The organism is Agarilytica rhodophyticola, from assembly GCF_002157225.2.
Classification (GTDB): domain Bacteria; phylum Pseudomonadota; class Gammaproteobacteria; order Pseudomonadales; family Cellvibrionaceae; genus Agarilytica; species Agarilytica rhodophyticola.
Window position 1 is genome coordinate 1,554,094 of record NZ_CP020038.1, and the last position, 23,861, is coordinate 1,577,954.

17 protein-coding genes are annotated in these 23,861 nt (G+C 41.4%); 10 read left to right on the forward strand and 7 right to left on the reverse strand.

The features are described 5' to 3' along the window. The first annotated feature begins 215 nt into the window (after positions 1-215). Entirely contained in the window at positions 216-1,673 is a 1,458-nt protein-coding gene (locus BVC89_RS06625; protein ID WP_086930431.1) for an SLC5 family protein, read from the forward strand. Positions 1,674-1,708: 35 nt separating this feature from the next. On the opposite strand, the gene BVC89_RS06630 is transcribed toward BVC89_RS06625, so the two are convergent. The 3 genes from BVC89_RS06630 to BVC89_RS29595 all read right to left on the reverse strand — a co-directional run bounded on the left by BVC89_RS06630 (position 1,709) and on the right by BVC89_RS29595 (position 5,673). Continuing rightward, complete coding sequence (locus tag BVC89_RS06630) at positions 1,709-2,635, reverse strand: hypothetical protein (protein WP_086930432.1); 927 nt, start codon at positions 2,633-2,635, stop codon at positions 1,709-1,711. 154 nt (positions 2,636-2,789) lie between these two features. Next, a complete protein-coding gene (locus BVC89_RS06635) occupies positions 2,790-4,919 on the reverse strand; it encodes an alpha-galactosidase (protein WP_086930433.1) in 2,130 nt (709 codons plus the stop codon). 460 nt (positions 4,920-5,379) lie between these two features. After that, the gene (locus BVC89_RS29595; protein ID WP_158657809.1) at positions 5,380-5,673 is read right to left on the reverse strand and encodes a hypothetical protein; all 294 of its coding nucleotides are present in this window, start codon (positions 5,671-5,673) and stop codon (positions 5,380-5,382) included. 300 nt (positions 5,674-5,973) lie between these two features. Between BVC89_RS29595 and BVC89_RS06640 the strand changes: the two genes are divergently transcribed. The 4 genes from BVC89_RS06640 to BVC89_RS06655 all read left to right on the forward strand — a co-directional run bounded on the left by BVC89_RS06640 (position 5,974) and on the right by BVC89_RS06655 (position 11,394). Continuing rightward, positions 5,974-7,587, forward strand: coding sequence for a glycerol-3-phosphate dehydrogenase/oxidase (locus BVC89_RS06640; RefSeq protein ID WP_086930434.1), 1,614 nt, complete (start codon positions 5,974-5,976; stop codon positions 7,585-7,587). Between the two features lie 76 nt (positions 7,588-7,663). Continuing rightward, positions 7,664-9,148, forward strand: a complete 1,485-nt coding sequence (glpK, locus tag BVC89_RS06645; RefSeq protein ID WP_086930435.1) for a glycerol kinase GlpK — start codon at positions 7,664-7,666, stop codon at positions 9,146-9,148. Positions 9,149-9,184: 36 nt separating this feature from the next. Further along, positions 9,185-10,201: a UDP-glucose 4-epimerase GalE gene (gene galE, locus BVC89_RS06650; RefSeq protein ID WP_086930436.1), complete on the forward strand. Its 1,017-nt coding sequence runs from the start codon at positions 9,185-9,187 to the stop codon at positions 10,199-10,201. A gap of 122 nt (positions 10,202-10,323) precedes the next feature. After that, positions 10,324-11,394, forward strand: coding sequence for an aldose epimerase family protein (locus BVC89_RS06655; protein WP_086930437.1), 1,071 nt, complete (start codon positions 10,324-10,326; stop codon positions 11,392-11,394). Between the two features lie 68 nt (positions 11,395-11,462). Here BVC89_RS06655 and BVC89_RS06660 read toward each other — a convergent pair whose 3' ends face one another. Both BVC89_RS06660 and BVC89_RS06665 read right to left on the reverse strand, forming a co-directional pair. Then, positions 11,463-13,070 (reverse strand): methyl-accepting chemotaxis protein, encoded by a 1,608-nt coding sequence (locus BVC89_RS06660; RefSeq protein ID WP_103654239.1) that lies wholly within the window; start codon positions 13,068-13,070, stop codon positions 11,463-11,465. A gap of 8 nt (positions 13,071-13,078) precedes the next feature. Further along, a complete protein-coding gene (locus BVC89_RS06665; RefSeq protein ID WP_216825100.1) occupies positions 13,079-14,074 on the reverse strand; it encodes a cytochrome-c peroxidase in 996 nt (331 codons plus the stop codon). Positions 14,075-14,339: 265 nt separating this feature from the next. Here BVC89_RS06665 and BVC89_RS06670 point away from each other — a divergent pair, with 265 nt between their 5' ends. Both BVC89_RS06670 and BVC89_RS06675 read left to right on the forward strand, forming a co-directional pair. Further along, positions 14,340-17,390, forward strand: coding sequence for a MutS-related protein (locus tag BVC89_RS06670; RefSeq protein ID WP_086930438.1), 3,051 nt, complete (start codon positions 14,340-14,342; stop codon positions 17,388-17,390). A 79-nt stretch (positions 17,391-17,469) separates the two neighbouring features. Beyond that, on the forward strand, positions 17,470-18,450 hold the full coding sequence (locus tag BVC89_RS06675; protein WP_158657810.1) for an alpha/beta hydrolase: 981 nt from the start codon (positions 17,470-17,472) through the stop codon (positions 18,448-18,450). A 54-nt stretch (positions 18,451-18,504) separates the two neighbouring features. Here BVC89_RS06675 and serA read toward each other — a convergent pair whose 3' ends face one another. After that, complete coding sequence (serA, locus tag BVC89_RS06680) at positions 18,505-19,740, reverse strand: phosphoglycerate dehydrogenase (protein ID WP_086930440.1); 1,236 nt, start codon at positions 19,738-19,740, stop codon at positions 18,505-18,507. Positions 19,741-19,789: 49 nt separating this feature from the next. On the opposite strand from serA, the gene BVC89_RS30510 reads away from it, so the two are divergent. After that, complete coding sequence (locus tag BVC89_RS30510; protein WP_281260986.1) at positions 19,790-19,924, forward strand: hypothetical protein; 135 nt, start codon at positions 19,790-19,792, stop codon at positions 19,922-19,924. A 6-nt stretch (positions 19,925-19,930) separates the two neighbouring features. Here BVC89_RS30510 and rpiA read toward each other — a convergent pair whose 3' ends face one another. After that, positions 19,931-20,608, reverse strand: coding sequence for a ribose-5-phosphate isomerase RpiA (rpiA, locus tag BVC89_RS06685; RefSeq protein ID WP_086930441.1), 678 nt, complete (start codon positions 20,606-20,608; stop codon positions 19,931-19,933). A 389-nt stretch (positions 20,609-20,997) separates the two neighbouring features. Between rpiA and ilvA the strand changes: the two genes are divergently transcribed. Then, positions 20,998-22,512, forward strand: coding sequence for a threonine ammonia-lyase, biosynthetic (gene ilvA, locus BVC89_RS06690; RefSeq protein ID WP_086930442.1), 1,515 nt, complete (start codon positions 20,998-21,000; stop codon positions 22,510-22,512). A 385-nt stretch (positions 22,513-22,897) separates the two neighbouring features. After that, on the forward strand, positions 22,898-23,806 hold the full coding sequence (locus BVC89_RS06695; protein WP_086930443.1) for a hypothetical protein: 909 nt from the start codon (positions 22,898-22,900) through the stop codon (positions 23,804-23,806). The last annotated feature ends 55 nt before the right edge of the window (positions 23,807-23,861 follow it).

Here is a 23,861-nt window from a genome sequence, read left to right on the forward strand (position 1 = left end):
TTTAAAAGAGCCTCGATTAGAATTAACGACATATGATTCGGATTATAGAAAAATAAAACGTACGCTGTAGGGGAATTTGATCAGCAGACGTGTTGTCTGTTTGTGATTCTAATTGAGTGTCTATTGATCAAACAATAATAACCACTTACTCCCTCCCAAAGTACGATTTTGATTTAAGTAACCAGATAGAGCGCATAGATTAGTGGAGATTGCTTGTGTCAGACACCGTTATTCAAGTTATTGTATTTTGTTTTATTACTGCCCTGATAGGTGTTTTAACCTTTATCAAATGCGCCAAGGATAGAAAGAAAACAGCTAGCGATAGCTCAGATACAAGTGCTTCAAATAAAGACTATTTTTTGGCTGGCGGTGGCCTTTCTTGGATATACGTAGCCGGCTCCATCACCTTAACTAATCTCAGTACTGAGCAGCTTGTGGGCATGAACGGCAATCAGATGGCATTGTTAGCCTGGTGGGAGTTAGCAGGTGTTATCGGGCTTATTATTTTGGCCAAGGTTTTTCTCCCCGTTTACTATAAAAATCAATGTACCACCACTACTGAGCTGTTAGAAAAAAGATATAACGACCGACACATACGTGCTGTTATTGCGGGCGTATTTTTATTAGGCAATATTTTTATCTTATTACCCAGTGTTTTATATACGGGTTCTTTGTTTATGCAGTCCATGTTTAATGTGGACATTAGTTTGATTACCCTTGCTATTGCCTTTGGCGTTATCGGTGCTGCCTATGCAATTTTTGGTGGGCTAAAAGCTGTTGCCGTCTCTGATACCTACAGTGGAATTCTTCTTCTTGGTATGGGCATGTTAGTCGTTGTTTTGGCATTAGTGGCGATAAACTTTGATTTCTCTGGTATCCCGCAAGATCGCCTGACATTAATTGGTGATGACGATTCGCCGATACCATGGCACACCCTTTTTACTGGGATGATTTTTATTCAAATTTATTACTGGAGTACTAATCAAACTATTACGCAGCGGGCAATGGCCTCGCCATCTCTTGAAGAGGCCCAAAAAGGTGTATTCAGTGCAGCTGCTGTGCGTTTTCTTATTGTGCCACCAATGATTGTTCTCCCCGGTATTGTCTCTTACAAACTCTATGGTGATATTGGTGATGCCGCCTATGGCCGAATTGTTGGGGATGTTTTACCTGCAAGTTTAGCGGGAGTTTTTGCCGCTGCGATTGCTGCTGCTGTTTTGACAAGTTTTAATAGTCTTTTAAATTCTTCTGCGGCACTTTATGTGTGTGATATTCATGAAAATTACATCAATGATAAACCTAACGTTCCGGTTTTAAGTGGCATTATCACCTTTGGACTAGTTGTAACCTCAGTTGCCTTAGTACCTATTTACTCACAGGCTGAAAGTATTATTAATTTGATTCAACAACTGTATGGCTTACTGAGTATGCCAGTCTTATCTACCTTTATTGTTGGTTTGTTATTTCGCAATGTTGATGCGCGAGCGGCCATTATTGCGGTAATATCGGGCACTTGCCTCTACGGTTACTTTATTTTTGTCAATTCGTGGGCGCATTTCATTCACATGATGTTTGTCACTTTATTTGTTTGTATTGCCATTGCATTAATTGCCAACCGTGTTATTTTTGGCAATAAAGAAACATTTATTTTTGGTCGAGCAGCTCAAGCCTAGAGCACACATTTTGGCACTGGGTCGGGCTTGGTAAATTATAAAATTTCTGGCCCGCCTAAATTTTTATATAGCGACATAGCCTCTTGGTTGACACTTCGACCTAGCAATAAAGCTGTTCCTGTTTCCGCAACGAATTCAGCGGGACTTTGGCTTGCGTACATGCTAACTGAACCTGCTATTTTTTTACCTCTATTGGTAAAACTCGCTTGCGACATACCAAATGTATTTAATTCTCCCGCTGTTTTTGTGTGCGCTGCGTGCACGAGTTCATGTAAGAGTGTTTCAGTTATATTCGTCGATAGACTCCCTGGAATAGTTCTATATTCTCTAGGCTTGACATTTTTTAGATACACGGTCTTAGGTGATGGTGCATATTTGCCATTAGACGCTAGTACTTTGGGCTTGCCTGTGGCTCTCTTGGGGGGAATGATTTCAACTAAGGCGCTGTCAGGGTCTACTCCCATTCTTATTTGCACACCGCTAACGTCTAGTTGCTTTTGTTTTACTATTGTTAGGGCATCGCGTACGGAAGAAATTTTCTCTTTTTCTGCCGGTAGATGGATATCTACACCGATGCTTCTTGCGAAAGCTTTCAGTTCGTTTTTTGCTGCGCGATCTGCTGGATTCTCGAATCGATCTTTTAATATTTGTGTTTTTCCCTTTAGGTCTAGCGTTTTTGCCGCGATAGTCGCTAATTCATCCCTGTGGAATTTATCCAATCGCAAATTGTCCAGCATCATTCTTTCTCTCTGATGATAAGCCGAAGGCAGTTTGACAAACTCTCTAATGGCGGAAAAGAAATCTCTTTCTATAGGAACTGCTAAATGTGTACCGCTAGAGGGAAACACTTGAGCATGAGAGCGTGCGCTAGCTAGTGAACTTGCGGGACTTGTTGATGAAATATCAGAACTGGGTCGAGCTTGAACATGTCTTGTAGCATTACTTCCGATAGATTGTGTCATCGTATTGCTCTCTATAGTGGTACCTGTCTTACCACTTAGTGAATACGAAAAATAAATGGTTCTTTTAAAAAATAATTTGAAGAGAGTTAGAGCCAGTCATAGGCTCTAACTTATGTTGATTAAAAATATAAATCAGTATTTATATTTTAGGCATTTAAACTCTAGTCACATGAAAAATAATGACACTTTCTGGCATTAAGATAGGAAGCTGGAGACCAAAGTGACGTAAGACTTCACCGGAGAATACCTTGTCTTTAATATGATCCATAACATCTTTATAAATAGGCACTTTAAGTTTAGAAGGCCATATTATTTCCAGGCGATACTCAGCACTTTCATCAAGACCGTGGAATATATATTGGCCGGGCAGATGTTTGGGGTAGCCACCTGTTTCTGTATAGGAATACAAGGCTTGATCCTGTGCCTCGGAGATAACGCCAAAGCTATGAGAATAGTCATTTAGTTTAAAGCGCACTAGGTTGCCGCTATGAATGAGTGGCCGAAACTTCTTATGTAGCTTGAGGGCATTTTTCAGTTGAATAACCTCCGCCTCATCAAACTCTGATAAGTTTACTTCCATTCCCATGTGGCCAAAAAATGCAGTGCTTGCTCTTAGGTCTATATCCAATTGCCGCCCGGTGATGTGACAGAATTTTGGACCTATGTGGGAACCCATAACTTCGGGCGGGAAAAATAATGACAAACCTTGTTGTATACTGAGCCTGTCTAACGCATCGTTACTGTCAGATGTCCATAAGCGGTCGGTATAGCGTAAAATACCGAAATCAGCCCTAGCTCCGCCAGAGGCGCAACTTTCAATTTCCACATCAGGATGAGCTGTGCGCAAACGCTCAATTAACTTATATAAAGCTAATGTTTGTGCGTTGACACTGGCACGTCCTAAATGATTGCCTGGCTGATGAATATCGCGGTTCATATCCCATTTAAGATAGGCGATATCATACTCTTTAAGTAATGCGTCAATACGTTCAAACAGATAGGACGTTACCTCTTCGCGGGAAAAATCCAAAACAAATTGATTGCGAAACTCTACCGGCTTTGTGCCTGGAACTTGTAAGATCCAATCAGGGTGTTGACGATATAAGTCACTATCGGGGTTGACCATCTCTGGTTCTACCCACAAGCCAAATTCCATACCGCTGGAGGTCACTTCCTCGATGAGTGGGCCCAGACCTTCAGGGTAGATGCTTTCTTCCACATACCAGTCTCCTAGACCAGCGTCATCATTTCTTCTATGGCGAAACCAACCATCATCTAATACAAAGCGCTCTGCCCCTACATCGGCCGCTTGCTTTACCAATTTACTTAAGGCTTCCATACTGTGTTCGAAATAAAGGGCTTCCCATGTATTAAAGTGTATGGGGCGCTCTTTTTGTTGTTGCTTCGTTGACAAGATATGGTTTCTAACAAACTGGTGGTAGCCTTGAGATATTCCATTCAAGCCTGTTTGAGAGTGTAATCCATAGATAATAGGGCTTTCATAACTCTCATTGGCGCCGAGTATGATTTCTCCAGGGAACAACAGCTCTCCCATTTGTACTAGGGCGCGCCCGTCGTACAGCTGCTCGACACACAAGCGGTGATTGCCGCTCCAGCCTAAGTGAAAGCCATAGACCTGTCCGCTTAGGTCATCACACTGACTCTCGGCAAGTAAGAGTCCGGGAAAGCTATCGTGGGATGTACGGCCTTTGCGGTTTTCTTTAACGTGGGTGCCGACAAACTGCTTTTGTCTGCGTAGCTGGAATTCTTTTGCCCAGCGACCTTCGTAGCTTATAACGTCCGAATATTGTGGCGAAATACCGAAGGTTGCCGCTGCACACCAGTCTACAGTCAGCTCTTGTTCGCAGTCATTGATGATTTTAGTGGTAGTACTGACAACATTAGACTCGGGCTCAAGGTGTATCTCATGAACCATACTGACACGCGAGTTTTTATCAGAAGACCTGATAATTGCGCGTTGAGCGTCTGGTTGCTCAATAGCATCGATCTGAGTATATACCCCCCAAGACTGACCGTTGCGATGAACTCGCAGGCCGGTTTGCCCCATAAAGCCTTCGCCATCTGTAGGGCATAAAGTAATGCTTAAATCTTCGGTGGCTGCTCCGTTTGCGATTTGCCGTTTGGCCAATATGGATAGCATTCCAGGGTCGACATTTGCACTGAGTTTTGTGCCCCAGTAAAGCATGGCGGGAGCGTTGCCTGTGCAGTCGAGAATCAAACTACTTGAACTGCCATGTAATACGACATAAGGCGTTGTTGTCATAAGGTGAACCTATAATTCTAATTTTTTGGGTGGTATACCTATAGAGCCTATCTAAAAATTGTCTTTTGACACAATTTCAATGCCAGTATTGTCTTAACCTTGTGCCGACATTCTAATTTTTCGATATGCCCTACAATCAATTCGGGATCTCTACGGGGATGATTAAATTAATATGAACAGAGCCCAACGTAGTTGACTCACTTAGGAGTTAATCATAATATTTATCATATATATACTTTGGGCGTCTATAAAAACCATACATTGTAGTGCTTTAAACGCAAACTGGGGAGCATAATTCGTAAGTATTGGTATTTTTAAGGAAATACCTTCCCTGAAAATAACTAGATTGTAGTTTGCATATAGATTTTTGTTATTTAGATATTTTTACAAGAATAAGCGAGGGACGAAGTCTGGAAATTAGTCGCGACTGGAGACTGCTGGTAGTGTCTTTGCTCTCACTCTAGAGCAAAAGCAAGTCGTAGAGTAGTAGAGTAAAAGTTAAGCATACGTTGCATGATCTAAATATCGGTGTCATTGCTGGAGTTAACGATTCATATTCTGCCATACCATCCAATGTTGTTGTCTTATTGCACGAGCGAGCACGCGTGCATAGACTGGAGTTAAACTTAATGGATTCTCCAGCTATGTCTCCAATACTTATACCTGACAAATATACTGTGATAAATGCAATAGATGGGTATTTCTTTAGATGGGTATTTCTTTCCACGCTCTTAGTTTCTATCCAAACGCTCATTAGTGTGCACAAATAAATGAGTAAATATTAGTGCTGGGACACATAGAAAGTAGGGAGAAAGCGGTCATTTGTAGAAGGTTTGTTTAGCAGTAGCTCGCATAAAGTTAACAAGCCCAAATATTTAGAATAAAAGTAATTAATAAGTAATTGATTTTTATTGGATTATTCTACGTATGTAGACCGAATGTGTAAGAGCTAACATTAATTTAGTACCAACAAGCAGTTTTACATAGTAGCAAGCACGTAAGCTGTTATTTACAGTCGCTGAGCAAAATTTTTGATTTAATCAGGATAATTTAAATGTCATTGAGAACAAGTAATATCAGTAAGCTAAAAGAAGGTGTGTTCGACGTACTCATCGTCGGCGGTGGTATCAACGGTGCTGTTGCCGCTGCCTCCTTAGCTGCTAAAGGCGCGAAAGTGGGCCTAATTGACAAAGGTGACTTTGCAGGCTTTACCAGCTCCAACTCTTCAAACTTGGCGTGGGGAGGGATTAAGTATCTAGAAAGTCATGAATACTTACTTGTTAATAAGTTATGCAAAAGCCGCAATCACTTAATGAGCAGTTATCCTTCTACTGTGAAAGAAATTCGTTTTCTTACCTGTATCCAAAAGGGTTTTAGATTTCCCCCTTTATTTATCTACATGGGAACACTTTTATACTGGTTATTTGGCCGCTTTTTTACTCAGATGCCGCATTACTTAGCGGCGGCAAAAATCAAGCAGCGTGAGAATGTTATCGATGTTAAAAATTCCAGTGGAGGGTTTGAATACTCTGATGCCTATCTATTCGATAATGATGCACGCTTTGTGTTTAATTTTATTCGCTCAAGTATGAATTATGGTTGCATTGCCAGTAATTATATCAGCTCTCAGGGAGGCAAGTACGAGGGCGGAGTCTGGACTGTACAAGCCAAAGACGAGATTACCGAAGAGTCGTTCGAGATTAAAACTAAGGCGATTATTAATGCTGCCGGCCCCTTTGTTGATCAACTTAATGATATGACCAAGGAAACTACCGAGCACCATCACTTGTTCTCCAAGGGGGTGCATTTGATCGTTGATCAGATCACTGATAGCCAGCGAGTACTAGCTTTCTTTGCCAGCGATGGTCGTTTGTTCTTTGTCATACCTATGGGGCGTAAAACCTGTATTGGCACTACAGATACCCAGGTGGAAAGCCCCCTATCTGAAGTAACAGAGGAAGATCGTAATTTCATTTTGGAGAATGTTAATCAACTGCTCGAACTGCCTAAGCCCCTTACTAAAGATGATATTATTGCCGAGCGCTGTGGTGTTCGTCCCTTAGCTATCAAGGGGCGCGATGGTGAGGCGAACTGGGTACAGCTATCACGCAAACACGCCATTGATACCAACCCCGAGAAGAAGTACATGAGTATTTTTGGTGGCAAATTGACCGATTGTATTAATGTCGGGGATGAAGTAGCAGAAATTATTTCCAGTATGGGAATAGAACTGAGTGATCCCAATAAGAAGTGGTATGGTGAAGCTGACGATGTCATCAAAGAGCAATTTTTCCATGAAGCTAAATCCATGGATCTTGACGCGATGACCTGGGAGAAGGCTGCAGAACCGCTTTCTGAGAGACTCTGGCGTCGCTATGGTGCCAATGCTATCGGCTTACTAGAAAAAATACGAGAAGATAGAGATCAAGCAAGACTGCTGATTGAGAACGCAGAGTACATTCGCTGTGAAATTGAATACGCTGCCAAGCATGAAATGATTACGAAATTAGAAGACTTTCTGCGCAGACGCTCAAAAATATCTCTGGTTGTGCGCCGCGAAGAGTTGCTAGAAGCAAAGGGGCTACAAGAAGCCTGTGCCATTCTTTTTGGTGAGCAAGCACAAGCCAAGCTTGAGGAATATATTCAATCGACACAGCCTGTGTATTAATATACACACTGCAGCTCACAGTTAATGCGGGCTAAACAGAATAATAAAAAGTATTGAACGTTGGTGAGGTTAGGAGATGAGTGAAAAAAAACTGATACTTGCACTGGATCAAGGTACTACAAGTAGTCGTGCAATAGTCTTTGATCATGAAGCAAACATTGTGGCCGTGGCGCAACAAGAATTTCCACAACACTATCCTAACAACGGTTGGGTTGAGCATGATCCAGAAGACATATGGTCTACTACTGTATGGGTGGCCAAAGAAGCTCTGGCAGAAGCTGAGAAAGGCGGTGATAAGGTGGTGGCCATTGGTATTACGAACCAAAGAGAAACCACTTTAGTTTGGAATAAAGTCACTGGTAAAACCATATATAATGCTATTGTTTGGCAAGATCGCAGGACCTCAGAGGTATGCCAAACTCTAAAAGAAAAAGGCCTTGAAGATAGTGTGCATGAACGTACTGGCCTTCTTCTTGACCCTTACTTTTCTGGAACAAAGGTAGCCTGGATTCTCGATAACGTTGATGGCGCTCGCTCTGCGGCCGATGCCGGTGAATTGGCTTTCGGCACTGTCGATAGCTTCCTTATCTCACGCTTAACAGGCAATAAAAAGCATGTAACCGATGCCACCAATGCCAGTCGCACTAACCTTTACAACATCCATACAGGCGATTGGGATGAGACTTTGCTGGATATTTTCAGTGTGCCGCGTTCAGTATTGCCAGAGGTGTTGGATTGTGCCGCTGATTTTGGTGTCACCGATAGTGGTATTTTGGGGAGAGAGATCCCTATCTTTGGAGTAGCAGGAGATCAGCAAGCAGCCGCTATTGGACAATGCTGCTTTGATATTGGGGATACTAAAAGTACCTATGGAACAGGCTGTTTTGCACTTATGAATACTGGCAGTGAAGCAGTAAATTCTGAGCATCGTCTACTCACTACAGTGGCCTATCAGCTAGAAGGTAAAACCACCTATGCACTGGAAGGTTCAATTTTTATTGCTGGTGCCGCAGTGCAATGGTTAAGAGATGAGCTGGGCTTGATTGATAATGCTAAGCAAACAGAAGAGCTGGTAAAAAACCTTGATAATAACGGCGGTGTGTATTTAGTCCCGGCTTTTACGGGGCTCGGAGCCCCATATTGGGAGCCGGATGTAAGAGGTGCACTATTTGGTATTACTCGTAGTACCGGCAGAGCTGAAGTGGTGCGGGCTAGTTTAGAGTCTGTTTGTTACCAGACCTATGACCTTATTTCCTCCATGTCGGCCGACGCTTCATTGCCTCAACGAGTGAGAGTAGATGGTGGTATGGTGGCTAACAGCTGGTTGATGCAATTTTTATCCGACACATTAAATATACAGATCGATCGACCTTGTATTACAGAAACCACGGCTTTGGGTGTGGCGTTCTTGGCAGGTTTGAAGGCTGGCATTTATTCAGATTTAGAGGACATTAGCAAAACTTGGCAGATAGAGCGGGCGTTTACACCGCAAATGGGTGCTAGTGACAGACAATCAAATATTGACGGATGGAAAGATGCCGTGCAAAGAGTATTGCGCTAGGTGTTACATCCAAATATCTTATTTTAGGAAAAGTTTATGACAGTATTAGTAACCGGTGGTGCGGGATATATCGGCAGCCATACATGTATTGAATTACTTGATGCAGGTTTTGATATTTTAGTTATTGATAACTTTTGTAATAGTAAGCCTGAAGCCTTAAAACGCGTGGAAAAAATTACCGGTAAAAAAGTCCCTTTTGTAGAAGCGGATATTCGCGATAAAGCTGCGCTAGAAAAAATTTTTGCTGAGCATAGTATTGATTCAGTTATCCACTTTGCCGGCTTAAAAGCTGTTGGCGAATCTTGTGAGTTCCCTCTGCGTTACTACGAAAATAATATCAGTGGTACGGTCTCTTTGTGCCAAGTGATGGAGGCTAACAACGTTAATAAAATTTTGTTTAGTTCATCGGCCACTGTATATGGTGATCCGGAAACAGTGCCTATAAAAGAAGACTTTGCCACCGGTGCTACTAATCCTTATGGTCGCAGTAAATTAATGCTTGAGGAAATCTTGCAGGACTTATGTTTAACCCCTGAGTCTGCATGGAAAGTATCGATTTTGCGCTATTTTAATCCGATAGGTGCTCATGAAAGTGGATTAATCGGTGAGGATCCTCAAGGCATACCCAATAACCTTTTGCCCTTTGTTGCTCAAGTAGCTGTAGGTAAGTTACCACAACTAAAAGTATTCGGTGGTGATTATCCAACGCCTGATGGTACAGGTGTGCGAGATTACATTCATGTGGTTGACCTGGCTAAAGGGCATGTCAAAGCTCTACAGAAATTAATCGATGCACAGGCGGGTAGCTATATCACCAATCTGGGAACAGGTAAGGGGTATAGTGTATTGGAAATAGTGAAAGCATTTGAAAAAGCATGCGGTAAGGAAATTCCCTGCGAAATTGTGGCCCGCAGAGCTGGTGATATTGCCGAATGTTACGCAGATCCTAGTTATGCAGCACAATACCTCGGTTGGAAAGCTGAATTTGATATTGATCGTATGGTGGATGATACCTGGCGTTGGCAGTCCCAAAACCCCAAAGGTTATGAATAGGCTTCCCATATATTTAAGTAAATAAGCCTTATAAACCCAGCATTTGGTTATTCGCACTTAAGTACTAGTGTAATATTTAATTGTGTTGGGTTAATAAAAACCGCTACAGTGAGCGAAACTTAATGGCATCTCTAACGCAACATTCTTTTGGTGAAACATCGAGCAATATTCCTTGCACTCTTTTTTGCCTGCGCAACGATGCGGGAATGGAAGCAAAAATAACAAACTTTGGTGCAACCCTAGTCGCTCTTAATTGTTTTGATCGCAGAGGAGATATTGGCAATATTTGCCTTAGTTATCCTTCTCTAAGTGATTATGAACAACAAGGTATTTTTGTCGGCTCTGTTGTAGGGCGTTTTGCCAATAGAATTGGCGGTGCTGGTTTTGACATGGATGGAAAGCATTACTCGCTAACAAAAAATCACGGCGACAATTTATTACATGGCGGGCCATCTACATTTGCTTATCGTGTATGGGATATTGTAGATGCAGGAATCGTCAATGATGTCCCCACGCTAGTTTTGCGAATCAACTCTCCCGATGGCAGCGAAGGTTTTCCTGGAAATATTCAAGTGGAAATTACCTTTGAATTATTTAATGATAATCGCCTGCGCTTGAGTATGCACGCACAGAGCGATAAAAAGACGCCCGTGTCTTTAACGCAACATGGCTATTTTAATCTGTCATGCGATGCGATGAATAAAAAAGCGCGAGCGTTAGATTCTCACGAGTTTCAAATCTTCAGCGATAAAATACTAGTTGCCGATGATACACTAGTGCCTACTGGCGAGTATCAAGATGTAGAAAATAGTGTTTTTGATTTTCGCGAATATGAGTCTCTATCGGCAAGTTTATTTCCTCTCGCGCAAGCACTGGAGAAATCACAGGGCTATGATCACAACTATTGCTTCGAACCTTGGTCCGGAAATGTATCAGATATCAAGCTTCGTGCTAATGTGAGAGATCGAGACAGTGGCCGTATGCTGTCAATTTATAGTACTTTGCCTGGTATGCAATTTTATACCGGTAATTACATCGATGGTGAAGGGCATATTCGTTATAATGCTTTTTGTATGGAGCCTCAGTTTTACCCCGACAGCCCAAACAAATCACATTTTCCTTTTCGCTGGGTTGAGCCTGGTGAGGATTATAAGCATGTGATCGAATGGAAGACCGGTGTGTTTAGTGAGTAATGATAAGCTATTTTGCTTGAAAGGGCGCCAGGCTGGAGCAGTGCTAAAACTTATTAATAGAGACGCTCCTAAGCACTACCTTTAACCGTTTGTGTGAGGTTAGTACTTAGGTCATCTAAGCCTTGTGCAATCTCCACTAGTGATCTTGCACTATCTAGGGATGCCTGTGCAATTCCTTGGGTTTCGACCATGCTGTTCTCCATCTGTAGCATTTGTTCGTGTTGGTTGTTAGCTTGCTGATAGATTAACTTGTTATTTTCTGCTGCAATAGCTATTGCCTTATCAATTTCTTTCATGGCCTCATGCACCTCAGAAACCACCTCCTGATTTTCATAGGTGAGGGTTTTACTTTTTCCAATAGCATCTACAGCGTCTTTAGTGCCCACTTGAATGTTAGAAATGATTTCCTGGATATTTTGTGTCGACTCTTGTGTTTTAGTGGCTAAATTGCGCACTTCATCGGCAACAACAGAAAAGCCTCTGCCTTGCTCCCCTGCGCGAGCGGCTTCGATAGCGGCATTGAGTGCAAGCAAGTTCGTTTGCTCAGCAATAGTGGTAATAACTTGTAATACTTCATCAATCTTTACACTGTCTTTCTCAAGTGTCGATACTTGAGTGTACACATATTCAATTTGTTGTACTGAGGTCGCAGTAACTTCTTGTGAGCGTTTTATTTGGTTGTTAATGTTATCTGTAGAACTCGAAGCTGTTTGAATGCTCTCTAGCGTCGCCTCGGACTGAGCATTCATTTCTTTCAGCTCTTGTGACGATATTTTAATTTTTTCATCGACGGAGTGAATAGTACTTTTCTGTTTGTCGAGGTCTTCGCTGATATCAGAAGAGAAACTATTTATTTTTGAAGCGCTATCTGCAAGGCTGTGTACAGTATCTTCTACATTTTTATTAATAGATCGACGGATTTCATCATTTTTCCTAAATACTTCGAGATTTCTCGCCATTTCACCAATCTCATTCTGATTTTTTTGAAATGGAATAGTGATATCTGTTTCTCCTCTAGCCAAAGAGCACATCAACTGGCTGATAGATTTAATATTTTTAGCTAAATTGAGCGATAAGAATAAGGATAAGATAAAAGTAAATATAGTAATCGATAGAGCTATCGCCATTATCTTATCGAATGTATTACTCTGTTCCGCTTTAATTCTTAGAAAACCTTGTTCTGATTTTTTGACAATACTAGCGACTAAATTATTTAGGTCTTTTTCAAGAGCTTGCGTAATATTGTCGATCTCAAGCATAGAAGGGATAGCTAGATTGTTATCTGATAGTAATAAAGTGATATTATTTTCTTTCCAACGTAAACCAAGATCTACAGCTTTCTGTATTTCAGTGTGCTCTTGTGAGTTAGGAGGGTATAACTTTTTAACCCTATTTAGCCGCATTAAAAATTCATCGAAATATTGATTGAACTTTTTTTTGATCTTTGATTTTTCTTCCATGTCTGTCATTTCCAAAATTGACATGCTAAAGTCTCGCGCATGTATAAAGGATTCCCAGGACGCTCTGATATTGTTGACAGAAGTAAGTTGAACTTCACTCATTTCTATGGTTTTTAAATTATTCTTGTCAAAGTATTTTACGGAGAAAAGAATAGTGGCATCGTAAATTAAAATCAGAAATAAGAAGCTTAGTATGAGTTTGGTGGTAATTTTCAAAGCGTAACCTACAAAGGCAAGATGGGTAGTGACATGGGACGATCATCCCCTTGGAGTGTATTTAGAAAATCAGTCAGTTGTTCTATTTCTTCATTAGATAACATAATGGGCTGCATATCTTTAGATAGAGAAGGCCTTTTTTCGCCGCCCATAATGTAATGGTTAATAACACTTTGTAGGGTTTTGATATCCCCGGTATGCATATACGGTGAACGTTGAGCGATGTTTCTTAAGCCTGGCGTTTTAAATGCATACCGGTTTTTTTCAGATGATGAATCAATAAGATATCTTCCTTCATCTTCGGTATCGATTCCTATATCGTGAAATTTATTATCTGTAAAATTCCAACCTTGATGGCAACTAGCACAACGCCCCTTGTTATTAAAAATAACAAAGCCTTTTTTAGCACTTTCTGATATTGACCCTTCATCACCTTCAATCCAGAGGTCAAACGGTGATACGCCAGATACAACGGTTCTTTCAAAAGTGGCGATAGCTTTGGCAACATTGTCAGAGGTGATTCCGTCGTTGAAGACTTTACTAAATAATTTGTTATATCCATCTATATTTTTTAAACGAGACTCCAACTCTGTTAGTTCTAGTCCCATCTCGACATCGCTTTGTATCGGGCCTAATGCTTGCTCTTCTAAAGTTTTAGCCCTACCGTCCCAAAAAAAAGTCTTGCCCCAAGCCATATTAAGTGATGTCGGACTATGGCGGCCCAGTTCAGTATTCATAGTGCCAACAGATCTAGCCAGAGCCCCTTCCCAGCCAAAAGAAGGATTATGACAAGATGCACAACTTAAATTTTGATGTTTACTAAGGCGAGGATCAAAAAACAGCATTTTTCCTAACATAGCTTTTTCTGCGCTATAGGGATTATCCTTAGGGAAGGGAATTGTTGATGGCCTCTGATATTGGGTTTTTAGGCGATCTATGTCATTTGCTTGAGAAGCATTAACGAAGATGACTAAAAACAGAAAAAGTATACTTTTAATCATCATGTTTAGGTACATATTTAAAAATAAGATGGATTTACAATGTCTCTTAAGAATAAAGATTAGTTGGATTTTGATTAAATTCAAGGGTGTTGAGGCCTAGATAACTCTGAGTGATTTCAGGAATATGTCCTGCAAATGAGTAGGCATCTATAACTATAAGCGATGATGGCTTTTGTTGCCTCTAAGTAGGCGGTTTACCCCGGTGGTCAGATGTTGGAGCCTTCGGGGTATAATAGGTGGCTATGTTCCTAAGAAAGCTATATGTTTTATGACACTTAGTACGAATAATGATGTTTTGTTGATTAATGCGCCGTTTTGGTTAGAGAAATTGGCTTCTATCTCCCATCCTTCTGCCGCGCGCATGGCCGACGACCTGGATGCTAATAGACCTTTAGGTATTGGTGATGCAGATAACCCTTTCTGGAAGGGGTTCAAGCACAGTGACGGCAAGAAGGAATCGAATATCGATTTCCTGATCTGTGTGAAAAAGCAGCACCCGGAAAAAATTGTTATCGTACAAATCGGTGAGTTCTATGAAACCTGGGGCATCGATTCTGTATTCTTGGTGGAATATTGTGGCTTGAACCGTATGGGGCGCCGTGGTGTTCGCGCAGGTACTCCTCTGGCAAATATTCAAAAAGTGTTGAATGATCTCACTTCTGTTGGCTTCTCGGTAGTGATTTGTGAACAAGCTGAAGATTTAACAAAAAGCGGGCGTAAAACACGTTTTATCGCGGAAATTGTCACACCTTCTTCACCAATTTATACCCACGGCTTAGCTATGGACAAAGCTCGTAGTGATCTATTATTTCCCGAATCTCCACCTGAGTTCGGCATTGTAATGGACAAGCGTGGTATCACTGTAGTTGAGATTAATCCAGACTTGCGAACTGTGTTAACTATGGAGGGTTTAACCAAGGAAGCTGCTTTAGCTCGACTGTCTCGTTATGCCGGACGTTTTGGCCATGTATTCTGCCATGAAAATGTGGATCAACAGTTTATCATTGATGGCCATTTACAACATGAACACCTAATACGTATTGATGTCTACCTGCCCAAAGATTTTGCTCGTCGTATGGAGGAGTTAATTAAAATCGATTTGAATTTGTCTGCAGATTGCTCTTTTACTCATGTATATCCTATCCATCATAACCATGAGCTTACACCAGCGCCTTTATATCTTAGCAGTGCTCAACAAATGGGTATTTTACGCGAGCGAGGTGTCCCGAAGTTAATAGAATATATGTTGCCAAAAGGCAGCCCGGTGACCTGTAGTAATTTATTAAAAAGTTTTTTATTAAATCCACCACCAAAATCTGTTGCAGAAGATATAAGGCAAGCTTTAACAACACTGACCACGATAGCACTTGCAATTCCCGAATTTCCGGTTGCCAATCCAGCACGCTACGTTAAAACTTTGCAGAAACATGAAGCAAGTCCTGATATTTTAAAAGACTTATTTAAAGTGGCCGAAAGTTTTTTAGCCTGTTATAGCTCAGCTGAGACTTGGTCTTTGACACATATTTTACGAGTGGTAGCGCACAACCTTAATTTTGGCATCGATGTGAAAAAGCTTGGTTATGTCAGTCAACTTATTCTGGATACCTTGACGACGGTGTTACCTGAAGGCGATGATCATGTTTATGTGCCGAAGCATGATTTGATCTCTAAACATTTATTTGAATATATTGAATATGACTTTCGAGGGCATGTTGCTAAAACTTCTTCGGAGGAAATTTTTGAATGTTATCAGCGTGTCAAGCGGGCAGCCCTGCGCTATGAAAAAGTACTGACTGAAGAGTTAATTCCATTAATTGAGCAGCGTGAAGTTACTCGCAAAGATAATAAAAAGATTAAGCCTTGGGCATTATCCTTTGATATTCATAACAAGGCGATTTGGATGCGAGGGCCACTTACCCAAAAAGAAGCTAATATCTATAATCTTCATCATCCGGTGGATCGTTATGGTAAAACCGTTAAAGATCGTTGGACAAGTATACGAGCTGAGAAGTATTTACAGGAGTATAAGCTCGCTGCGGAACAAGCTCGTCTCAGTATTGCCTCGTTGTTAACGGATATTTCTAAAAAGCTAGCGCCTCATAGTCTTTCCATTGCGCACTTGGCTACTTTTTCTAATTTAATGCGCATGTTAATGTTGCATAGCAAAGCATGCAGACCTAAGGGATGGAGTTTAGCTGTCAATTATGATGACTCACTGCCCTTGCATTTGGAAGGTTTTTTTCCTTATTGGATGGGCAAACATACTGCTGTTAAAAACTCTTTGAAACTAGACGGCATGGCGGTATTAACGGGCCATAATATGGCTGGAAAGTCTACCACTATTCGTTCTGCTGCTGTTGTCACCTTACTGGCTTCCTCTGGGTTTATGTTTCCGGCAAAACGTATTAGTTTTTCAAAGCCGATTGACGGTTGGTATCTGAGAACTGGAAGTTACGATGATCCTGCCGCGGGCTTATCTACTTTTGCGGTGGAGATGAATGACATTAATATTGCCCTGCGTGATGCATCGAAAAACACTTTAGTTTTAATTGATGAATTAGGTAAAGGTACTGAAACTCGCTCAGGTCACGCAATCGCTGGCAGTATACTTGAGCATTTACAGGCAAAAAATGTGTCTGGTATTTTCTCAACTCACTGGCATGAACTCTTTGTTAATCCTGCAGTACAGCTTGACGCTATGCAACTTATTTATATGGCAACGGATAATAACAAGCCCAGCTATAAAATAGCGGCCGGTAGATGTTTAAGTTCTGCCGCGTATCAAACTGCATCTGAGCTTGGCATTAGCGAAAAAATTATTGCGCGAGCGCAAGAAATTGAAGCCGCATATATTGCCACTGCATATACTAGCGAGTACAAAACAGTTACTGGAAAAAAAGATTTCCGGCAAGACGCAATAGCTGAGGTCAATGAACCAGTAGAAAAATATCAGATATATTCCTTATCTGCTGCCCGACATTTAATGAGTGATATCACCGGCGAACCTCTCGAAACAGTGAAAACTATCGCCGCTAAAACCTATGCTCCTGCTGTTGATAGCCAATTTAGTACACTTTATATTTTACGGACTTCTCTCGGTTTTTATTACGTAGGTGAAACAGATAATATTAACGCCCGCATTGAAGCACATAGGAAAGTTGAATTGAAAAAAGATTGTGAATTTATTTATGTGGCGATTCCTCTTGGAAAGAGCGCAGCTCGAAGGCTGGAATCTACTCTTATTAAAGCTCTGGTTGGCAAAGGATTCCCTATGCTATCTGTAGATGATGCTAAACATCAGCATTTTGGGTCTAGTTAGTAGACAAATATATCTTGCTGATAAGCTTAGTTAGTATTAGGGTTAACAGCTATAAGCTTAAGCTTTAGAGTGAATGCATATGCCAAATTTTAAAATTGATAACAAACTGACGTTGGATATTATCAAAGCTGTCGAGCACAAGCTCCCTCAGTTTGACTCTACTTCCACTGTATCATTTGATGATGTTGATACTGATCTAGACTGTTATTTTCAAACCTATGGCTTTGCTTCAATGGAGGCTGCTGATAAGGCCCGTTACACTCTTGGTTTTCTCAAGGCAGTCAGTCACAAGGTTGCTTGTCATTATTGGTCTGTTGATCAACCAAAAGGCACTGTATTTGTCGCTCATGGATTATTTGATCACGTAGGTTTATATCTTGATCTTATCGACTTGCTAGTTATGGATAATTATTGTGTGGTTGCTATTGATTTTCCAGGGCATGGCTTAAGTGAGGGCGAACCGGCAGTCATCGGGAGTTTTACTGAATATGCTGTTGTTATTAGAGATGTATTAATGGCTTTAGATAGTGAAATTAGTAAGCCTATTTATGCCATTGGTCAAAGCACGGGAAGCGCAGCACTGCTTAATTATGTATTGGCAATTGAGGGTGAGAAATTTTCTAAGTTAATTTTACTGGCACCACTGATTCAGCCGCGCAATTGGCCAATGATCAATATCGCCTATTTAATTTTGCATAAGTTTGTGCGCTTTGTCGGGCGAAGTTTTACCGAAAATTCGTGTCGTCCAGGGTTTTGTGAATTTCTTAAAACACACGATCCTTTGCAACCTCGCAATATTTCTGTGGAATGGATAGGTGCAATGAGGCAATGGATTAATCGTTTCGATACCTTCTCCACCTCCAAAACAGAAACCCTGATTATACAAGGGGATGATGATGGTACCGTCGGCTGGGAAAAAAACATCCCTCGTATCCAACTTAGGTTTCCTTTTTGCCAAGTGAAGATGCTCGCTTCAGCAAAACATCACCTTGTTAATGAAGGGGATGAGATACGAAATCCTATGTTTACTAAAATTATCGACTTCTTTAATGAGGCTTAAGGGTGATATGGCATCACCCTTGTCTGAAAAAAGTAATACTTTTTAGGATTATTACTAGTACAACACCCGACAACGTATTGTGCCATTTACTTCCTTCAAATGCTTTTGTGCCGTTTCGCTGTACTGGCTGTCGATATCGATAACCACATAACCTACTTTGTCATTGGTCTGTAAATACTGGCCACAAATATTAATATTATTCTCTGATAAAATTTGGTTTATAGCCGTTAGTACACCGGGAATATTTTTATGCACATGAAGTAGGCGATGCACATTTCTGTGAGTTGGTAACGCTACCTCAGGAAAGTTCACAGATGATAAGGTAGTACCGTTATCCGAATATTTAATAAGTTTTTCAGCCACTTCATAACCGATGTTCTCTTGTGCTTCCATCGTTGAACCACCGATATGAGGCGTAAGAATAACGTTATCAAATTGTTTAAGAGGACTTTCAAAGGTTTCATTATTGCTCTTTGGTTCCTTTGGGAATACATCGATGGCGGCGCCAGCGAGGTGCCCGCTTTCAAGGGCTTGTGCCAAAGCGTCAATATCAATAACGGTGCCACGCGAGGCATTAATGAGAACAGCACCTTGTTTCATACTCGCCAGTTCTCGTTCACTGATCATATTTTTAGTGTCTGGCGTTTCGGGTACATGTAGGCTAACAATGTCAGCTTTGGCAAGCAATTCGTTAAGTGACTTACACTGTATCGCGTTACCCATGGTGAGCTTGGTTACCACGTCGTAGAAGATAATCGTCATACCTAAGCTTTCGGCTAGCACACTGATTTGGCTGCCGATAGAGCCGTAGCCAATTAAGCCTAGGGTTTTACCGCGAATTTCATAAGAACCTTGGGCTGATTTTTTCCATTCGCCTCTGTGGCACCCCGCGTTTTTAGAAGGAATATCACGTAGCAATAAAATAGCCTGTGCAATGACAAGTTCGGCCACACTTCGTGTATTAGAGAAAGGTGCATTAAAAACTACTACGCCTTTTTCCTGAGCTGCTTTCAGGTCGACCTGATTGGTGCCGATACAAAAACATCCTACCGCGATTAACTTGTTTGCGGCTTCAAATACATCGCTCGTAAGTTGGGTTCGTGAGCGAATGCCAACAAAGTGGGCATCTTTAATCCGCTCTTTCAACTCATCTCCCGTCAGTGCCGTACTCACATAATCTACATTGCGATAGCCCGCGTGGGTCAGACTGTCAACCGCAGACTGATGAACGCCTTCGAGTAGTACGAACTTAATTTTATCCTTTTCAAGTGAGGTTCTTGCTAGGTTCATTATGGTCTCTATATCTTAAAAATATGATCTTAAAAATATGCCAGTGTTTATGCGCAGGGAATACATTGCTTGTGCGCCGATACAAGGTTTGTATCGTTGGCAAATTAATACCTTTAGGTTTGGTGGTGCTATTGGCTTGTGGCCAATATCGACTGCTCTTCTATCGGGGATAGATGCATTATAGCGTTCACTATGAAGTAGGAACAATGGAGCGCACGCCTTTGCTAGTGCCCAGCAGCATGATGTCAGCCGCGCGCATTGCAAATAGTCCATTGGTAACCACACCGGTTATATGATTTATTTGCTGTTCAAGGGTGATGGCATCATCTATATGCAAGTCATGCACATCTAGGATATGGCAATGATTGTCTGTGACAACACCTTCGCGATATACGGGTTTACCACCTAAGTGCTGTAATTGTTGACTGACGTAAGCGCGTGCCATTGGGATAATTTCGACAGGCAGTGGGAAGGCGCCCAAAGTCTCTACCCATTTGCTCTCATCGGCGATGCAAACGAACTCTTTGGCGTTCGCTGCGACAATTTTTTCTCGTGTTAGGGCTGCGCCGCCCCCTTTTATTAAATGCAGCTGCTGATTGGATTCGTCCGCGCCGTCTACGTAAATTGCAATAGAACTCATCTCGTTGAGGTCAAATACAGGTATATCGTGGCTAGTAAGCCTCGTTGCTGACGCTTGTGAGCTGGCGACAGTGCCTGCGAAATGTTCTTTGTATGGCGCCAGCAAGTCAATAAAGAAATTGGCTGTCGAGCCAGTACCGATACCGAGGATATCGTTTGGGCCCAGTTTTGGGACAACATATTCAATGGCTGCTGCAGCGACTGCGCGTTTCAATTCATCCTGTGTCATGGTAAAGCTCATACTGCGTTAGGAGCTGCCAACACTTTTATTCAATAATATTTGACTTGGAGTGTGAGCAGATCCTAAAGGTTATCGTTGTTGTGGTATTGGTCAAAGCCTATTCGGCGCACATTCTACCTTAGTTTTTGGGGTATTTCATAAACATACATTACGCACTTTGGCGATAACGTATTATAGGCATTCCTATTTACGTATAGTTCGCGATGCAACCATGACTTGTGGGCTGCTATAGATTAGTATTGCGCCTCTTTATTTTACTTGTTTTACAATATTGCAAGATCGTATGTTTTTTAATTTGCGGTTTGCGACAACCAAATCAACCCAGGATGGGTGTTTTGGTATAGACACTAATTAGACAGAGCTACAGCCTTATTACCATGCCCCAGGACTATTTGAAGCGCATTCTAGATGCGCGTATATATGATCTCGCCGTTGAAACACCTTTAGATCCAATGCCGCTAATTTCAAGTCGAATTGAAAACCAGGTATTGCTTAAGCGAGAAGACTTACAGCCCGTATTTTCTTTTAAAGTTCGCGGTGCCTACAACAAGCTCATTCATCTCAGCGATGAACAGAAAGCTATTGGTGTCATTGCGGCATCGGCTGGCAATCATGCGCAAGGTTTGGCCTTAGCAGCCAAACATCTCAATATTAAGGCAACTATCGTCATGCCACAGACGACGCCAGCGATTAAAGTGGATGCCGTGCGCCGCCGAGGAGCTGAGGTCGTGCTCATGGGGGATGCTTTTGACGAAGCTTCAGCCCACGCCCGCAAGCTGGTGATCGAAACCGGCATGGTCTATATCCCTCCTTTTGATGATCCCGATGTCATTGCAGGACAGGGCACTGTTGCTATGGAGCTTCTACGCCAACATCCTGCAGATATAGACGCAGTGTTTATTCCTGTTGGTGGTGGCGGTTTGTGTGCAGGTATGGTGGCCTATATTAAAACTGTGCGTCCCGAGATCAAAGTTTTCGCCGTGGAGGCGGAAGACTCTGCCTGTTTAAAGGCGGCAATGGAGGCTGGTGAGCGGGTGACATTGCCTCATGTGGGTATCTTTGCTGATGGTGTGGCAGTCGCTCAAATTGGCGAAGAAACATTTCGTGTGATGAAAGATCTCATCGATGGTGTGGTTACGGCCAATACCGATGAAATGTGTGCTGCCATTAAGGATATTTTTGAGGATACACGATCTATTGCCGAACCAGCGGGTGCTTTGTCTCTTGCCGGTTTAAAAAAATATGCCAACCAACACAATTTGCAAGGTAAGACTCTGGTGGCTATCGATAGTGGGGCAAACACCAACTTTGATCGTTTGCGCTATATATCTGAGCGCACTGAAATTGGTGAAAAGCGAGAAGCAGTACTTGCGGTAACCATCCCTGAAGTGGCGGGGAGTTATAAACGTTTTTGTCAGGTGTTGGGCAAACGTTCAATCACCGAATTTAATTATCGCTATAGTAACAATAAAGACGCCCATATTTTTGTAGGAATACAGGTGTCGCCTGAAAACGGTGATCGCGAAGATATTATTCATACATTGCAAGAAGCGGATTATGCCGTAGTGGACATGACAGACAACGGCATGGCAAAAAATCATATTCGTCATATGGTAGGCGGCCATGGTGTAAATGTAAAAGACGAAATTATTTACCGTTTCGAATTTCCAGAACGACCAGGTGCCTTGCTAACTTTCTTAACGAAACTAGCAGGACGTTGGAATATTTCTATGTTCCACTACCGCAATCACGGTTCCGCATTTGGCCGAGTTCTGGTGGGTATGCAAGTGCAACAAAGTGAAAAGTTGGCATTGGAAAAACTTCTTGATGAGTTGCATTTTAATTATTGGGAAGAAACAGACAACCAAGCTTATCAGTTATTTTTGGAATAACTCGTCTTATTATTTTTTATTTAGAAGCCATTTCATAACGTGCAAATGTTATATCGATAAGCTCTGCGGTTATGAAATGGCTGCTAGTATCACTTGCTAGTGATCAATAGGTATTGGCTAACATCATCGATGTAGTATTAATTTTTGTGTGTCGCACAAAATTTCTTTTTGTCTTTTTAAATATTCCCGTTAAATATCCACAATATTTTTTCGTCTCACTGTAGCTACTTCTCACCGTGTAAAAAGTATATTTCACCACAAACGGCTTGCTTGAATTAATAAAACTTAACTACGCTGATTTTGTTTGAACTTGCTTTTATAGCTAGTTTTTCATCGCTAATTTAAACCTAAGTAACAACAATGTTTTCATGAAAGAGGAATATTTATGATGCGTTTTAAATTGTTTTTAAGTGTTGTTAGTTTTTTTATATTTTTACCCCAAGCTCTCGCTTCCGATTTTGGAAAAAAAGAAAAAGACGATGTGATTGTTGGTGGTGCCACTGGAACACTTCTGGTAACAGGCTTGGAGTATGGGTCTTTTGTGGGGGGGACGACACATATCGCTGGCGTCTCTTCTTGTATGCGACACGAAGGTTCATGTGATAAATACATTTGGATTCATAATATTGGCAATACGCCTGTATATGGAGTTTATGGTCGCTTAGAAAACGTTGATCCTCAGCTTTCTATTACTCGCGGTTCATGTGACACACCAACAACATTAGATCCGGGTGAATCTTGTTACTTTAGATTACGTTTCGATAACCCTAATTATATACGTTACTACGGCGAGCGTTTAATTATTGAAAAAATGGGTAATGTTACAGTACTTCCAAGTGGGGATAATTTACCTACTTGCGGAGCAGAGTTTAAATGTAATGGTCGTAGCTTTGATCCTGTTGCGCAATTAACAATGAGTGGAGATGGACTAGAAGCTGGAGGCTCTGTTGGAGGAACATCTCATATTGCCGCGGTGTCGCAAACTGATTCGGGAACGAGAGGGTATTCTACTATTAATTTACAAAATACAGGCAGCTATTCGGTATCTAATTTAGATGTATTCTTAGTAGATGAAAATGATAATGTGCTTTCGATGTCTGATAATTGCCCTTCAGTTTTCTTTCCTGGCTCTTCATGCCAAATAAATTTAAAGTTTAATAACACAAACTATATCCGTTACTACGGTTCACGTTTAGTGATTACTGGAAATGAAATGGATCGTGATTTAGAGGTTTTACCCAGTGGCAATAACTTGCCTACTTGCGGAGCTATATACAACTGTAATGGTTCTTAAAACTTAAATTAAATTACAAGATTTGAAAGTAAAAAAAGGCGAACCTTCATAGGTT

Excerpts from the sequence above, each read along its gene's own strand:
- BVC89_RS06630 (WP_086930432.1), bottom strand. The coding sequence starts at position 2,635 with ATGACACAATCTATCGGAAGTAATGCTACAAGACATGTTCAAGCTCGA.
- BVC89_RS06635 (WP_086930433.1), bottom strand. The coding sequence starts at position 4,919 with ATGACAACAACGCCTTATGTCGTATTACATGGCAGTTCAAGTAGTTTG.
- BVC89_RS29595 (WP_158657809.1), bottom strand. The coding sequence starts at position 5,673 with ATGAGCGTTTGGATAGAAACTAAGAGCGTGGAAAGAAATACCCATCTA.
- BVC89_RS06640 (WP_086930434.1), top strand. The coding sequence starts at position 5,974 with ATGTCATTGAGAACAAGTAATATCAGTAAGCTAAAAGAAGGTGTGTTC.
- glpK (WP_086930435.1), top strand. The coding sequence starts at position 7,664 with ATGAGTGAAAAAAAACTGATACTTGCACTGGATCAAGGTACTACAAGT.
- galE (WP_086930436.1), top strand. The coding sequence starts at position 9,185 with ATGACAGTATTAGTAACCGGTGGTGCGGGATATATCGGCAGCCATACA.
- BVC89_RS06655 (WP_086930437.1), top strand. The coding sequence starts at position 10,324 with ATGGCATCTCTAACGCAACATTCTTTTGGTGAAACATCGAGCAATATT.
- BVC89_RS06665 (WP_216825100.1), bottom strand. The coding sequence starts at position 14,074 with ATGATGATTAAAAGTATACTTTTTCTGTTTTTAGTCATCTTCGTTAAT.
- BVC89_RS06670 (WP_086930438.1), top strand. The coding sequence starts at position 14,340 with ATGACACTTAGTACGAATAATGATGTTTTGTTGATTAATGCGCCGTTT.
- BVC89_RS06675 (WP_158657810.1), top strand. The coding sequence starts at position 17,470 with ATGCCAAATTTTAAAATTGATAACAAACTGACGTTGGATATTATCAAA.
- serA (WP_086930440.1), bottom strand. The coding sequence starts at position 19,740 with ATGAACCTAGCAAGAACCTCACTTGAAAAGGATAAAATTAAGTTCGTA.
- BVC89_RS30510 (WP_281260986.1), top strand. The coding sequence starts at position 19,790 with ATGCGCAGGGAATACATTGCTTGTGCGCCGATACAAGGTTTGTATCGT.
- rpiA (WP_086930441.1), bottom strand. The coding sequence starts at position 20,608 with ATGACACAGGATGAATTGAAACGCGCAGTCGCTGCAGCAGCCATTGAA.
- ilvA (WP_086930442.1), top strand. The coding sequence starts at position 20,998 with ATGCCCCAGGACTATTTGAAGCGCATTCTAGATGCGCGTATATATGAT.
- BVC89_RS06695 (WP_086930443.1), top strand. The coding sequence starts at position 22,898 with ATGATGCGTTTTAAATTGTTTTTAAGTGTTGTTAGTTTTTTTATATTT.